General features: G+C 35.5%; 15 protein-coding genes and 1 riboswitch. Of the genes, 9 read left to right on the top strand and 6 right to left on the bottom strand.

Going from position 1 to position 13,590, the window contains the following annotated elements; genetic code table 11:
* Positions 1-62: 62 nt before the first annotated feature.
* Entirely contained in the window at positions 63-731 is a 669-nt protein-coding gene (gene thiT, locus G9F74_RS15525; RefSeq protein ID WP_001246601.1) for an energy-coupled thiamine transporter ThiT, read from the bottom strand.
* A gap of 86 nt (positions 732-817) precedes the next feature.
* Positions 818-919: riboswitch (TPP riboswitch) on the bottom strand.
* A gap of 194 nt (positions 920-1,113) precedes the next feature.
* On the opposite strand from thiT, the gene G9F74_RS15520 reads away from it, so the two are divergent.
* The 3 genes from G9F74_RS15520 to G9F74_RS15510 are packed head-to-tail and all read left to right on the top strand — an operon-like array spanning position 1,114 to position 3,507.
* Complete coding sequence (locus G9F74_RS15520) at positions 1,114-1,341, top strand: FeoA family protein (RefSeq protein WP_000060512.1); 228 nt, start codon at positions 1,114-1,116, stop codon at positions 1,339-1,341.
* Positions 1,338-3,326, top strand: a complete 1,989-nt coding sequence (gene feoB / locus G9F74_RS15515) for a ferrous iron transport protein B (protein WP_001044841.1) — start codon at positions 1,338-1,340, stop codon at positions 3,324-3,326. The genes G9F74_RS15520 and feoB overlap by 4 nt, the downstream gene beginning before the upstream one ends.
* 13 nt (positions 3,327-3,339) lie before the next feature.
* A complete protein-coding gene (locus G9F74_RS15510) occupies positions 3,340-3,507 on the top strand; it encodes a FeoB-associated Cys-rich membrane protein (protein WP_000989597.1) in 168 nt (55 codons plus the stop codon).
* Between the two features lie 35 nt (positions 3,508-3,542).
* Here the strand turns inward: G9F74_RS15510 and G9F74_RS15505 are convergent, their stop codons facing one another.
* On the bottom strand, positions 3,543-4,121 hold the full coding sequence (locus tag G9F74_RS15505; RefSeq protein ID WP_000737473.1) for a lipoprotein BA_5634 family protein: 579 nt from the start codon (positions 4,119-4,121) through the stop codon (positions 3,543-3,545).
* Between the two features lie 420 nt (positions 4,122-4,541).
* On the opposite strand from G9F74_RS15505, the gene G9F74_RS15500 reads away from it, so the two are divergent.
* The 5 genes from G9F74_RS15500 to G9F74_RS15480 all read left to right on the top strand — a co-directional run bounded on the left by G9F74_RS15500 (position 4,542) and on the right by G9F74_RS15480 (position 7,486).
* Complete coding sequence (locus G9F74_RS15500; RefSeq protein WP_000110292.1) at positions 4,542-5,207, top strand: PspA/IM30 family protein; 666 nt, start codon at positions 4,542-4,544, stop codon at positions 5,205-5,207.
* A gap of 198 nt (positions 5,208-5,405) precedes the next feature.
* Complete coding sequence (locus tag G9F74_RS15495) at positions 5,406-5,810, top strand: DUF350 domain-containing protein (RefSeq protein WP_000220091.1); 405 nt, start codon at positions 5,406-5,408, stop codon at positions 5,808-5,810.
* Between the two features lie 21 nt (positions 5,811-5,831).
* Complete coding sequence (locus G9F74_RS15490) at positions 5,832-6,338, top strand: DUF4178 domain-containing protein (RefSeq protein ID WP_000051753.1); 507 nt, start codon at positions 5,832-5,834, stop codon at positions 6,336-6,338.
* Between the two features lie 12 nt (positions 6,339-6,350).
* Positions 6,351-7,169: a DUF4247 domain-containing protein gene (locus tag G9F74_RS15485; protein ID WP_000071184.1), complete on the top strand. Its 819-nt coding sequence runs from the start codon at positions 6,351-6,353 to the stop codon at positions 7,167-7,169.
* Between the two features lie 98 nt (positions 7,170-7,267).
* The gene (locus G9F74_RS15480) at positions 7,268-7,486 is read left to right on the top strand and encodes a hypothetical protein (protein WP_000158335.1); all 219 of its coding nucleotides are present in this window, start codon (positions 7,268-7,270) and stop codon (positions 7,484-7,486) included.
* A 160-nt stretch (positions 7,487-7,646) separates the two neighbouring features.
* Here the strand turns inward: G9F74_RS15480 and G9F74_RS15475 are convergent, their stop codons facing one another.
* Positions 7,647-8,519, bottom strand: coding sequence for a YitT family protein (locus tag G9F74_RS15475; protein WP_000415908.1), 873 nt, complete (start codon positions 8,517-8,519; stop codon positions 7,647-7,649).
* Positions 8,520-8,706: 187 nt separating this feature from the next.
* Complete coding sequence (locus G9F74_RS15470) at positions 8,707-9,744, bottom strand: YdcF family protein (RefSeq protein ID WP_016109245.1); 1,038 nt, start codon at positions 9,742-9,744, stop codon at positions 8,707-8,709.
* Positions 9,745-10,569: 825 nt separating this feature from the next.
* Here G9F74_RS15470 and G9F74_RS15465 point away from each other — a divergent pair.
* On the top strand, positions 10,570-10,803 hold the full coding sequence (locus tag G9F74_RS15465) for a spore germination protein (protein WP_002039815.1): 234 nt from the start codon (positions 10,570-10,572) through the stop codon (positions 10,801-10,803).
* Positions 10,804-11,118: 315 nt separating this feature from the next.
* Here the strand turns inward: G9F74_RS15465 and cydB are convergent, their stop codons facing one another.
* Together cydB and cydA are read right to left on the bottom strand one after the other, a co-directional pair.
* Positions 11,119-12,147, bottom strand: a complete 1,029-nt coding sequence (gene cydB / locus G9F74_RS15460) for a cytochrome d ubiquinol oxidase subunit II (RefSeq protein ID WP_000017645.1) — start codon at positions 12,145-12,147, stop codon at positions 11,119-11,121.
* Positions 12,137-13,486, bottom strand: coding sequence for a cytochrome ubiquinol oxidase subunit I (gene cydA, locus G9F74_RS15455; protein WP_001286179.1), 1,350 nt, complete (start codon positions 13,484-13,486; stop codon positions 12,137-12,139). The genes cydB and cydA overlap by 11 nt, the downstream gene beginning before the upstream one ends.
* Positions 13,487-13,590 lie beyond the last annotated feature (104 nt).

The following is a 13,590-nucleotide window of genomic DNA, read 5'->3' as shown; positions in this document are numbered from 1 at the left end:
CATTTATTGTATTTATTATCGATATTACTCATTGAGAATTTTGATATAAAAAAGGGCGCTAGTTAAGCGCCCTTTTTGTTTGCATTTATTTGATAAGCATTGATGCTTTTGAATAAGCGTGGTGAAGTGATAAATAAAAATATAAGTAAAACTGTACATAGAATAAAAGAACCAAGCATTGTGCTGCCATTTACGATTAATGAATATAGCACAGCTGATTGACCTTTCGGTGCATATTGTCCCCAGAAAATAATACCGGCAATAAAGTGACAGAAGTAACGAGCTAGACTACCGATAAATGTAGCAACGATAATGAATCCAATTACTTTCTTTCCTTGGTTTTGTTTTGATGAAGGTTTATCTTTATGGCTACTTAAGTTTGATTGTTCGTTGCCATTCGCATTAGATGCTAAAAGTGCATTTTGAATTGGACGATAGAATAACCCGGCAAATCCGATAAAAGCAAAGGCAATGAAGTACTCAATGAATGCTTGAACTGGTGTTAAAATGTAGGCATCACCTACGACAATTTGTAACAGTCCCCAAACTAAACCACCTAAGAAAGCTGATTTAAAGCCCCAGCGGTAAGCAATAATAAAAATAGGAATCATAGCGAATGAGATAGAACCGCCTGTTGGAAGTTTAATTGATAATGGTAAAATGTCGATGACCATGGCGAAGGCTGCAAGAATAGCAGATTCGATCATCGCTTGTAAATTAGTGTTACGCATGTTGTCTCCCCCTAAATCCAAGTTGTACAAAAAAGAATAGATATCATAGGAGGATACGAAATACGTAAATAAAAATGAGGTATGTATTTCGGACGTTTGCACAATCCCTGCGTTAGCATTAACTAACAGGTTCGAAGGGTCGGAACGAAGTGTTCCCTCTCAGCGGCATGGCTCCCCCAGTGATAACGAGATTCTTTATTTGCTATTGTTTATTGTAAGCGAAATGGATGAGAATGGCAAACGAATACAGTATGACAATAATTGAAATACAATTGTAGCGAAATGTTAATAAATATGAAGCAAAAGGGTATAGTACAAGAGAAATTGGGTGTGGTATAATTTTTTTGAAAATAATTATCATTCTCTTCTGAGGGGGAAGGTTATGAGCTTAGTAGATATTAAAATTGGAGAGAAAGTGTTAGTAAAAAGTATTCAGTCTTTAGATCAGCTATTAAAGCGTAGACTAGCTGCTTTCGGTCTTGCTGAAGGAAGCGAACTTCGCCTGAAACAGAAAGCGATGTTTAAAGGTCCTTGTACATTGGAGTGTCGTGGACAGTTAATTAGTATTCGTCATTGTGACGCGAAAATGATAAAGGTGGAATTAGCGTGAATAAGGTAGCTTTGCTAGGGAATCCGAATACAGGGAAGACATCATTATTTAATGCACTTACTGGTTCTTATGAATATGTAGGAAACTGGAGCGGTGTAACAGTAGAAAAGAAGGTTGGTAAATTAAAAGATAGACAAGGAACATTAATTGATTTACCAGGTGTTTATGATTTAAATCCAGTTTCACGTGATGAAGGTGTTGTAACAAACTTTCTATTAACAGAAGAATTTAATCATATGTTAAATATCGTAGATTCCTCGCAGTTTGAAAGAAATATGCATTTAACGTTGCAGTTACTTGAATTTGGTAAGCCAGTCTCAATTGGTTTAAACATGGTTGATGTGGCGAAGCAAAGAGGAATTGTAATTGATGTAAAACGATTATCAGAACTATTAGGTGTAACAGTTGTGCCTGTCGTTGCAAGAAGTGGAAAAGGCTGTGAAGAACTGCTTACGACTCTTAAAGAAAATGACAAAAAAGAGAAAAAGCCATTCCTTATTTCATATGGTGTACAAATGGATGAAGGAATTGGAGAAGTAATTGCTCTTTTAGAGACAGTGAATTACGAGCATCCGAGATGGTTAGCACTTCAATTTTTAAGCAATAACGAAGTAGTAGAAAAAGAAATAAAAGCATTACCAATTTATAAGGAACTCATAGCCATTCGATCTCGCTTAGAAGGAAAACTTGATTGTACGTTAGAAGAGCACATTTACAAAACTCGTGAAGCGTATATTGAAAAGTTAAAAACAAATGTTATGAAGCATGAGAAAGAAGGAAAAATTCCTTTTTCAGAAAAAATTGATAGATTAATTACACATAAAATTTTAGGACTTCCAATCTTTTTAGCAGTTATGTTTTTTATTTTTCAGGTTACGTTTACTTGGATTGGTACACCTTTATCGGATATGTTAGATGAGTTTTTTGGTGGCCAGCTTACGGATTGGGTGACGGCTGGACTTACAAGTATTGGAGCTTCTGATTTTATTCAAGCGCTTGTTACAGAAGGTATTATTGCCGGTGTTGGTGCTGTGTTAGTATTCGTTCCACAAATCTTTGCACTATTCTTTTTCATTTCATTATTAGAAGACTCAGGGTATATGGCGCGAATTGCAGTTGTTATGGATAGAATTATGGAGTTCTTCGGTTTAAATGGAAAAGCCTTTATTCCGATGATTATCGGTTTTGGCTGTAACGTTCCAGGTATTATGGCAGCGAGAACGATTGAACAGGAGAAAGAGCGTTTACTTACAATTTTAGTAACACCATTTATGTCTTGTTCAGCACGTTTACCTGTATATGCATTATTTGCGGGAGTGTTCTTCCCTCATAGTCAGGCAACTGTTGTGTTCTCTTTATACGTTGCAGGGATTGTCCTTGCGTTATTAGTTACAAAAATAATGTCTCTTACTATTTTAAAAGCGGAAAAATCTATTTTCGTCATTGAACTACCGCCTTACCGCGTGCCACAAGCGAAAACGTTATGGCTTAGCACATGGGAAAAAGGGAAAGGGTTTGTTCGTAAAGCTGGTACATTCATCTTTGGTGGTTCGGTTGTCATTTGGCTATTAAATTATGCAGGTCCATCAGGATTTGGTGTTGATATGGGAGACAGTTACTTAGCGATGATTGGTGGATTTATCGCACCGCTATTTGCACCGCTAGGCTTTGGAACGTGGCAAGCTGCAGCATCCCTTTTAACAGGATTTTTAGCGAAAGAAGTTGTCGTTTCTACAATGGCGATTATTTATGCGGTTAAAGAAGATGTGCTTGGAAACGTAATGGGAGCACATTATACAGCATTATCAGCGTATGCATTTATGTTCTTTATTTTATTATACGTTCCGTGCTTAGCGACAGTAGCTGTTATTAAACGTGAAACAGGATCAGCGAAATGGACGATTTTCTCAGTCGTTTATCCGCTCGTAGTTGCTTATGTATTAACGCTTATTATATACCAAGTTGGATCTTTACTCGGATTCTAAAAGGAGATGTATGATGATGGTCAATATTATAATTGGAGCTATCATTTTTGGTTATGCAGCATATACGTTAGTTAATTTCGTAAAAAGAAGTAAAAAAGGAAAATGCGCAGCATGTTCTTTAAATAAGTCATGCCAGTCGCAAACTTGTAGTCCGGATATGGAGCAAATCGCTCACAAGTAGAAAAAAAGCTTTGCGAATCTCGCAAAGCTTTTTTCTTACTTTTTAATTTTTACAAGTTGTGATGTTTCTACACCATTTTTGCCAGGGAATTCTTTACTCGGGTCCTTATCAAATTTTAATACACCCACCGATTTTTCTTCACCTTTTACATTGTTGTAAGTTGCATCATCAACAATCGCGAACATATCTGCATATGCACGGCCACTTCCGATAATTATGTTGCCTTCATATTTTAATTTCGCGCCATCGATTTTAGCATTTTCAACTTTGTTTTTTGCGAATAATACACCTTGTTCTGTTGTTACAGCTGGTAATTTATCAAGTGGTTTCGTGTCGTCTTTTGCATCCACTTTGCTAAGTAACTCTTTCTTCACTAGTTCTTCACCAGTTTTTTTATCCATTACAAGAACTTTTTTATCTTCTAACGTTGTAAGTTTCATTTTATAGAAGTCTTTTTCTTTCACTTCTTTTTTGTTTTTATCTGCAATTTGTGTTACTTGCTCTTCTGATCCGTACAATACAAAGCCGTTTGCCTTTTCTCCTAATAAAGAACAACCTGATAATGCTCCGAATGAAATTGCTGCTGCTAATCCGATTCCTACTAATTTTTTCATGATGATTTCTCCTTGTCATATGTTTTATAGTAAATACAGTTTTTGTATTAGTTCTTACAGTTTGAGAAGCTTGTTTGTTGCTTCTGGTATTAGTGTATAAGAAATATCGGAATGTAACTATCGAGTTAGCTTACAGTAACATTACAATAATGTAATTTAGTGAAAGTAAATAAAAATAAGTCAATTTTTGATGGTTTTAATTATAATATATTGGTAATATAATATATTAGGAATACAATGTTATATCTGGAATGTCATATTATATTGGTTATATTTTGGAAATAACATGTAAGGACATATTAGTTTTGTTATAATAAACACATAGGCTGTAAAAATGAATATTCTTTACTGTAAAGGGAGATTTTTAAGTTTTCCAAGTAGTGAATTTGAAATATGAGGTATATCATAGGAGGAATTTGGATGTCTGTATTTAAACGATTACGAGATTTAACAATGTCAAATGTGTATTCATTAATTGAAAAAGCGGAAGATCCAGTTAAGATGACGGATCAATATTTACGCGATATGCAAGCGGATGTACAAGAAGCTGAGAAAAGTGTAGCAGCTCAAATCGCGCTTGAGAAAAAGTTTAAATTATTATTTGAAGAACAAGAAGCACTTGTGAAAAAGCGTGAAGATCAAGCTCATATGGCTGTTCAAGCTAGTAACTTAGATCTTGCGCGCCGTGCACTAGAAGAAAAACAAAATGCAGAGCAAAAAATGAATGAGTATAAAGCAAGCTATGAGCAAAATAAAGCAGCTGCTGATAATCTTCGTGCGAAGTTAGAAGAAATGCGTAAGCAATTAACAGAGCTGAAAAATAAACGTGAAACACTTGTAGCACGTGTAAATGCAGCGAAAGCACAAAAGAATATTAATCAGGCGATGTCTGGGTTTGATTCAAATTCAGCAAAAGCTGGTTTAAGCCGTATGGAAGAGAAAGCTCTTCAATTAGAAGCTGAAGCAGAAGCAAGCGGTGAAGTTTACAAAAAAGAAAAGTCATTAGATGATGAATTCGCAAGCTTAAACAAAAATTCTGCTGTTGACGATGAATTAGCTCGTATTATGAAGCAGTATGAGAAATAATATAGAATAGAGACAAATGAACCGACATGTCTAAACAAATTCATGTCGGTTTTCTATTACCCCGCTATTTGCCGGTAGTAAGACTCCCGCCCCAACATTTCGTGAAAGCAGAGAGGCTGGTGGGAGCTAATAATCAGTAGGGGATGGAAAACGCCCCACCGATTAAAGTTTCACTTTATATTTAGAGGAGGTTTTGCAATGACATGGATGAATGTAGTAGCCATGCTCGTATGGACTGGAGCGAGTGCAGTACTTTTATTTGCAATTATGTGGGTTGATTCAATTTTTACAAAATACAATGATTTAAAAGAAATAAAAAATGGGAATACAGCTGTAACAACTCGTTTCGTCATGAAATTATTCGCACAAGGGTACATTTTATCTCAATCAATAACGAAAGCGAATGACTTATGGCAAGCACTACTTGCTTCAGCAGTTTCTTTCGTTATTTTACTAGTGGTAGAAATGTTTATTGAGTTTGTGTTAAAGAAAATGTCTGGTTTGGATTTAGAAGAAGGTACGAAAGAAGGCAGTGTTGCGCATGCGATGTTAGCTGGATCATTACATATTGTTGGTGCACTTATTTTAGGTGCTTGTTTATAAAGAGAAAAGGAGGGGTAGATTGTGAGCTTATTTAAACGAATTAAAAATATAATGAAAAGTCCAGAGCCGCCGAAGCCGGAAAAGAGTCTTTTGACATTAGCTCCTGGCGATATGATTGAAGTTTCATTAGTTATGTACGAATTAACTGGAAAAACGAGCATGCATTCTCGTAAGGAGATTGTTTTAACACTGCAAGATGGGAAAGATATTCGTTATTTGAAAATTGAAGATCGTGAAAATACGTATTACAAATTATATACACCAATTGATGGTCGTTTAGATTCAATTGATGAAGTTCCGACGACAATTGAAATGGATGATACCGAGTACCATATGGAAGAGCAATATAACGGACGTGTTGTTGTAATGGGAAAAACACCATTCTCTGCTTCAGAAGAACAGTACGTATGGGAATTTCAATCTGATAACCGAAAATTATTACGTATTGAATGGCAAAATGGTCGCACAATGATGTATGAGGGAGAAGCAATCATTCCTGCAGATGTACAAATTATAAGAGCAACGTAAGGGGGCGTAATCATGTCAAACCGATTGTTTACCATGATTAAATCGTTCGTGATCCCTATACTTGCTATCGTTATTTTACTTGTTGTTGCCGGTTATGCTTTATCAGGCTGTCAAGGCGGGCAGACGAAGTCGATTCAAGACCGTTATCCACTCGAGTCTGTTGCAAAGGAAGGTAAACAAGAATCTTACGTGTATAGGGCCGCCAATCGGTCTGTTCCTGAAGTAGCAAAGGAACTCATTAATGAAAGAGAACCGAAGCAAGCATCTAAAGAAGACGAAAATCAAATGTTCCTCGTTTATTCTGATAAGATTTATAATCTGCAAAAGGATAAAGAGAAACCGTCTGATACGTTAATTGAAATAAGTAATAAAGAGTTTGTCCGTCAAAATTACCAACCATCCTTCTTGCAAGGGTATATTATGGGGAGTATATTAAACGATATATTCGGTTCAAAAAAATCATCATCTGGTGATTATCGAGGATATAATGACAGACAAAATCATAAACCAGTTATTCCGGAAAGGCCACCTACGAAAGAAGAAAAGAAAACCCCGCCTCCAATTACGAAGGAAGGGAAAGGATCTATCATTAAGCGAGGCGATAATGTAGATTCGAAGTCATCAGTAGGTGATAAGGGAAGTATTACTGAAAAAGGAAATAATACGACGCCTCCACCTTCTACCGGAAGCAAAGGGAAAATTACAAAAACACCAGGTGGTTCAAGCGGATCAGATGTGAAGCCGAAATCATCTATTAAAACCCCGCCAAGGAATACATCTCCTCCGAAAACGAGGGTCGGTGGTTCAGGAAAAATTACGAAGCGAAGATAGTTAAAAAGATCGAAAAGTAGAATTTGCTTTTCGGTCTTTTTATTATGGAAATTAATTCCTTGTAGCTGGTACAATTAAGTTATAAGGAGGAGATTATTATGACTATATATAAAAGGTTTAGTTTGATTATGTTCCTCGTCTTATTCCTCAGTTTGTTTATTAGCACAACGATGAAATTTCACTTTGTAGTAGGTATTCTATGGATACTATGTACATGTACTCTTTTTCTATATGTTCCGCTTCGTTTTCAACAAGAAGTGCCGGTTTTTCAAAAGTATGTAGAGTGGATTAAACGAGGGAGCCGGTGGGGCGAGTAAAAATATATCAGCGCTTATTGGAATATATCGACCGCAACTCAAAATATATCAGCGATTATTGAAATATATCGACTTACCGACAAAAACTGACAACGATAGCAACTTAATAATAAAACGAGGCTGTGCCAAAATGTTGGCACAGCCTCGTTTTTCATAACGATTAATGAATATCACGTTTCTTGAAATTACCGCCTTTTACTTCTGCTACGTCATAAACTGTAATAAAGGCATTTGGATCGATTTCATTAATAAGATCTTTCATTTTACTTTCTTCTAAACGGTTAATTACACAAGAAATTTCTTTGAATTTCTCTCTTGAATAACCACCGTATACTTCGTTATACGTTGCGCTTCGGCCTAAACGATCGCGAATTGTTTCTACCATTAATTCAGGCTCTTTGGTGATAATTTTAAATGTTTTCGAACCACTTAAACCAACTTCAACGATATGAATCACTTTCGAAGCAATAAAGTAAGCAATTGCCGAAAGAATAGCTCCTTGAAGACCGAATACTGTTGATACGAAAATAAACACGAACATGTTTAAGAATAAAATAAGGTCACTCGTTCCAAAAGGTAACTTGCGAGAAAGTAATACAGCTAGCATATCGATTCCATCTAATGCTCCGCCGTTACGTAATGCTAGTCCCATACCAAAACCGATAATAATACCACCAACAACTGTAACTAATAATGTATCGCCTTCAATAATAGTTGGTATTCCGTGCATGACAACGGTACCTATTGCTAATGAAGCAATCCCGATAATGGAATAAATTGCAAAGCTTTTACCGATTTGCTTATATCCTAACCAAACGAAAGGAATGTTAATAACTGCGATTAGAGCCCCTAATGGCAATCCAAATAATCTTGAACTAACGATACTTAAACCAGTTACACCACCGTCGGATACGTTATTTGGAATTAAGACAGCTTCTAATCCGTACGCTGTAATAAATGCCCCAATAATAATCATCAAAGCTTTTGAAGCGATTTTTAGCTTATTGGGCTTGTTTTTGATAGTTTTCTCCATATAATTTCCTCGTTTCAAACTAGTTTCTTGTTTGTTACATCATTCACACCTAAATTTCATTTTAACATTTAATTTGAAAAAATTCTCCTTTAATGGATGTATGGAGGGAATATTATCGCCATATTATCTTTAAAATATTTTTGAAATGAGTATAAGAAATCCCATCCTTTCAAAGGATGGGATGCTATTAAGAAAATATAAAGCTAAGTACTGACACGAATAAAGCGAATCCTAAAATAGCTCCGCAAAACTTCATATGACGTTTACGTCCCATTACGACAATCGCAACGTATTCACGAATCATTGCATTAGGCCAGTAATAAAATGCGGTTTTTGATCCAATTCCTTGGCTATTTAGGCCAGCTTGTCTTGCATATATACCAGCGCGGAAAAGGTGGAAATTATTCGTTGTAAAAATACTTCTATACTTACCTTCAGGTTTTAAAGAATCCATAATTTCTTTAGAGAACGACATATTTTGATATGTGTTTACAGAACGATTTTCTTGCACTGTATGTTCAAGAGGAATTCCTTTTTCAACCGCATAATTTTGCATCGCTTCTGCTTCAGGAAGCCCTTCATCTGGACCTTGTCCACCAGAGAAAATAATTGTTGGTGGGGTATTCACAGCTGCTTGTTTCCAATAAAAGTCGATAGCTTTATTAATGCGGCTTGCAAGTAAAGGTGGTACTTTATCATTAATTAAGCCACTACCGAGAACGATGATGAAATCTTGATTACGTCTTGGTCTGTTGAATTGGTATAGAAAATAAGCACTTAAAAAGTTAGATAAGTGTATAAAGAAATATATGCTTATAAGAGAAATACCTGCAAAAATAGGCTCTAAATGTGATGAGACCAAACTTGCTGGATTTATAATAGGGAGTAACATAAAGAATAACATCCCTAATGCAGCAAGGAGCGTTAAACAGTTAGTGAACCGTCTTCCTTCTCGCTTCATTAAAATTCTTGCATTAAGAAATAATCCAAACATTAAAGCGATAATACCGAAAGGAAGCATAATGAGGAGTGCTAAAAAAGGTAAAAATATAATGTAACGCAAGACAGCACTATCTGAGTTCAAAGATGCGATTACGCAAAAAAGAAGGAAAAAACAGATAAAGGCATTAAATAAAAAGCCGTTTATGATTTTTCGCGGATCTTTTAAATAAGAGATAAGAAAAATAATAAACAATATAAGAGGAATAATTCCAAAATACAGCATAAATATAGTACACCTCAACTTGTATAAGAATTTGACATATCTTTTATATTACATGATTTCATAAGTGAAAATGAAAGAAAAAGGATTTTGAATTTTCTCAATAAATTATATAGATACATATGTTAAAATGTATGTAAGGCGATATATTAAAAGTAAAGTGGTTGAAAAGGCACTCGGTAGAGTGTCTTTTCTTTTTTGTATGTAATTGTGCATATTATATTTATTTTAAAATGAAGAGGATTAAAATATAAGTTGTAGACAGACTTTATAAAGCAGAATTTTGTACAAGCATTTCCCTCAATTTTTTGTATCTAACAATCGTATAACAATAAAGTGAAACTTTAATCAGTGGGGGATTCATCCCCAGCTGATTATTAGTTGAACCAATCGGGCATTTACAGGCAGTTGATCCCCCACCTAACTTTTTTTCTTTCGCTGAATTTTGAGGTGGGGGTCTTACTGCCCGTTAATGCGGGATAAATAATTCTGTTTTATAGTGTCTGTTTATGAAAAGTGTCTTCTTTGAGGGCACTTTTTATTGTTTAGTGGAGATGAGTTTTTACTGTTAACATAGTGGAAACTATCTATACTAAACATTAGCAATCTTCCGTATAAACATTATCAATTTACTATATATTCCAGTGGTGTTAAGTTAAATATGAAAGGCTTTCTTTTTCAAAATATTACCCCTAATAAAATTTTGAAGAAGTCAACTGTCTCCAAACTTGCCATTCATGCTTAGAGAAAAAGCACTCATTTTGAGTGCTTTTTCTTATTGAAACATGCTATTTTTATAGGCGATTTTCATAAAATGAAAGTAAGGAAATGAAAGTAGGTGACAATATGCCGGCAGTTGTTGAAGGTGTTATTATTGAAAACTGCAATGGGACGATTAATTTAGGGGATAAATATAACGTGCAACCGATTGAAAAGACGAAAGCTTATAATGGATCGGGATCATCGAACACTGGATTAAATGTGAGAACATTTAGCGGGATTAGTACAGCAGATGTAAGGGATAATGATGTAAATGACCAAGAGATACAATTTACCTTATAGTGCAATATGTAAAATTGCATAAAATGATGAATTTGCCCTATGATACAATTTAGTTGTGAGCTGTTTGTGATTCTTCTGTATCATAGTTGTTAGATTGAAAGTATAACATCTTATCCTGCTATTTACGGGCAGTAAGACTCCCACCTCACAGATCGGCTTGTGCTGAGTATTTAGGTAGGGAATCAACTGCCCGGAAATGTCCGATTGGTGTGGGCTAATAATCAGTGGGGATGAACAAAATCCCCACTGATTATAGTTTCACTTTATCGAAAATCATACGTAAAAAAGACACTTCAAACGAAGTGTCTTTTTATCTTAGTGATATCCTTTAGCAGAGTCTTTATGGATTTTATTTTTAAAAATACTGTAGCTCCAAAGTTGATAGCCAATAACAATTGGTACCATAACTATTGCAACGAAGAACATAATTTTTAAGTTTAATTGGCTACCAGCTGCGTTGTATAACGTTGTACTATAGGCGTCGTTAATGCGAGAAGGTAACATTCTTGGGAACATACCTGCAAAGCCAGTTGTCATAAACATTGCGATTGTTAAGCAAACAAATGTAAAGGCGAGGCCGATTTTATGTTTGTACACCATAATAAGTGCGAGTACACTCATTAACATTGCAAGTACTGGAAGAATAAATAGTACCGGATATTCCGTAAAGTTTTGGAATAAGTTTGTGCGATTTGCAGTTGCTACATAGAAGATAGCTAAAATGATAGCAGCTGCCATTGAAAATGGTCTTGCGATTTTATAAGCACGATCGGATACTTCACCAGTCGTTTTAATCATAACCCAAAGAGCACCAGATACGACGAATATAGCAGTGAAGAACAGACCACCTAAAATACCGTAATGGTTTAGTAAGCTAAGTAAATTTCCTTCATAGCCATTTTTTCCGATTTGTAGTCCGTAATATAGGTTAGCGAATGTAACACCGAATAAAAAAGCGATTAGGAAACTACCAATTGTAAATGCCCATTTACAAGTTTTTTGCCAAATTGGTGAATCATCTTTATGCATAAATTCAAGTCCAGCAGCACGAGCAAATAGTGCAAGTAATACTAAAAATAGTGGTGTGTATAGGTAACTAAACATATTTGCATATGTGATTGGAAAGGCAGCAAATGTTGCGCCACCAGCTGTAATTAACCATACTTCATTACCACCCCAAAATGGACCAATTGCTTCTTGTAATTGATTTCGTTCTTGTCGGTCTTTCGCAACGAATGGGAAAATCATTCCGTTACCGAGTGCGTAGCCATCAAGAATGAAGTAAACTGTCCAAATTACGCCCCATAAACCGAACCAGATGATTGCAAGCATATCATGAGACATGAGCTGTACCTCCTTCAGTAGCAGGCTCTTCTAATGCAGCTGGTCCTTTTTTTGCGAACTTCAGCATTAAGTATACATCTGCAATTAAAAGTAAAGTGTAGAACAATATTAAACTAATTAATGAGAACCAAATTTGTGGAACTGATATAGGTGATACAGATTCTGCTGTACGCATTAGTTTATAAACTGTCCATGGTTGACGACCTACTTCAGCGACAATCCAGCCAGCGTTAATCGCAATGTACGGAAGTAAGACAGACCACATTGTAATTTTTAAATAACGTTTTGAGTTTTCTAGTTTTCCTTTTCGGTTTAAATAGAAACCGAACCAAGTTAATGCCATAAAGAACATGCCAAGTGCGACCATTAAGCGGAAGCTATAGTACACAAGGTTAACGTTTGGACGATCTTCTTTCGGAATATCTTTTAAACCAACAATTTCTCCATCAAATGAGTTTGTATAGAAGAAACTTCCGAGTTTTGGAATTGTAAGTAGTTCAAAGTTCTTTTCATTTTTCACATCAGGAATTTGAATGATTGAGAAACCTTGTCCTTTTCCAGTTTCCCAAACTGCTTCCATCGCAGCTCCTTTAGCAGGTTGATATTTAGCTGCCGATACACCAGATTGATGTCCCATAAACGGTGTAATAGTTGCGGCGAATAAGCCTAACATTAAACCAAACTTAAATGATTTTTTGAAGAATTCCACTTCGTTTTTACGTAGCAAGTGATAGGCACTAATGGCCATAACGAAGAAAGCACCAACGATATAACAACTAATTACAGTATGGAAGAACATGTTCCAAGCATATGGATTTGTAACAAGTGCCCAGAAATCATTTAATTCAGCGCGGCCGTTACGTACTACATAGCCAACAGGATTTTGCATAAAGCCGTTTGCTGTAATAATCCAAAGTGCGGAAATATTTGTTCCAAGTGCAACCATCCACATACAGAAGGCACGGAACTTTGGTGAAATTTTGTCTTTACCGAATAACCATATTCCCATGAACGTAGATTCTAAGAAGAAGGCAACGAGTGCTTCGATTGCGAGAGGGGATCCGAAAATATCTCCCATATATTTGGAGTACTCAGACCAGTTTGTTCCAAATTGGAATTCCATCGTAATCCCGGTTATAATCCCCATTACGAAGTTAATTGTAAATAATTTACCCCAGAAATTTGCCATTTTGCGGTATGTTGGATTCAATGTGCGGGCGTATTGAGTTTCCATACATGCTACTAAAATAACAAGTCCGATTGTTAAAGGTACAAATAAAAAGTGATAAAAAATAGTAATTGCAAATTGAAAACGACTTAGTAACAGAACGTCGGACATAATAAATATTCACTCCTTTTTTACATTATCTACAATCAGTTTATAGTGAAAATACGTTTAAAGTATGTGAGACTTGTTACAAAGGTGTGTGTATATTTTGAAAG

Origin of the sequence: Bacillus sp. EKM202B, assembly GCF_011066025.1 — a bacterium.
Lineage (GTDB): Bacteria > Bacillota > Bacilli > Bacillales > Bacillaceae_G > Bacillus_A > Bacillus_A toyonensis.
The sequence above is the reverse complement of the archived record's forward strand: the minus strand, read 5'-3'. Positions and strand labels throughout refer to the sequence as shown.

Bases quoted from the DNA above. Each gene is read 5' to 3' on its own strand.
- thiT (WP_001246601.1), bottom strand. From the start codon at position 731: ATGCGTAACACTAATTTACAAGCGATGATCGAATCTGCTATTCTTGCA.
- G9F74_RS15520 (WP_000060512.1), top strand. From the start codon at position 1,114: ATGAGCTTAGTAGATATTAAAATTGGAGAGAAAGTGTTAGTAAAAAGT.
- G9F74_RS15510 (WP_000989597.1), top strand. From the start codon at position 3,340: ATGATGGTCAATATTATAATTGGAGCTATCATTTTTGGTTATGCAGCA.
- G9F74_RS15505 (WP_000737473.1), bottom strand. From the start codon at position 4,121: ATGAAAAAATTAGTAGGAATCGGATTAGCAGCAGCAATTTCATTCGGA.
- G9F74_RS15500 (WP_000110292.1), top strand. From the start codon at position 4,542: ATGTCTGTATTTAAACGATTACGAGATTTAACAATGTCAAATGTGTAT.
- G9F74_RS15495 (WP_000220091.1), top strand. From the start codon at position 5,406: ATGACATGGATGAATGTAGTAGCCATGCTCGTATGGACTGGAGCGAGT.
- G9F74_RS15485 (WP_000071184.1), top strand. From the start codon at position 6,351: ATGTCAAACCGATTGTTTACCATGATTAAATCGTTCGTGATCCCTATA.
- G9F74_RS15480 (WP_000158335.1), top strand. From the start codon at position 7,268: ATGACTATATATAAAAGGTTTAGTTTGATTATGTTCCTCGTCTTATTC.
- G9F74_RS15475 (WP_000415908.1), bottom strand. From the start codon at position 8,519: ATGGAGAAAACTATCAAAAACAAGCCCAATAAGCTAAAAATCGCTTCA.
- G9F74_RS15470 (WP_016109245.1), bottom strand. From the start codon at position 9,744: ATGCTGTATTTTGGAATTATTCCTCTTATATTGTTTATTATTTTTCTT.
- G9F74_RS15465 (WP_002039815.1), top strand. From the start codon at position 10,570: ATGAAAGTAGGTGACAATATGCCGGCAGTTGTTGAAGGTGTTATTATT.
- cydB (WP_000017645.1), bottom strand. From the start codon at position 12,147: ATGTCTCATGATATGCTTGCAATCATCTGGTTCGGTTTATGGGGCGTA.
- cydA (WP_001286179.1), bottom strand. From the start codon at position 13,486: ATGTCCGACGTTCTGTTACTAAGTCGTTTTCAATTTGCAATTACTATT.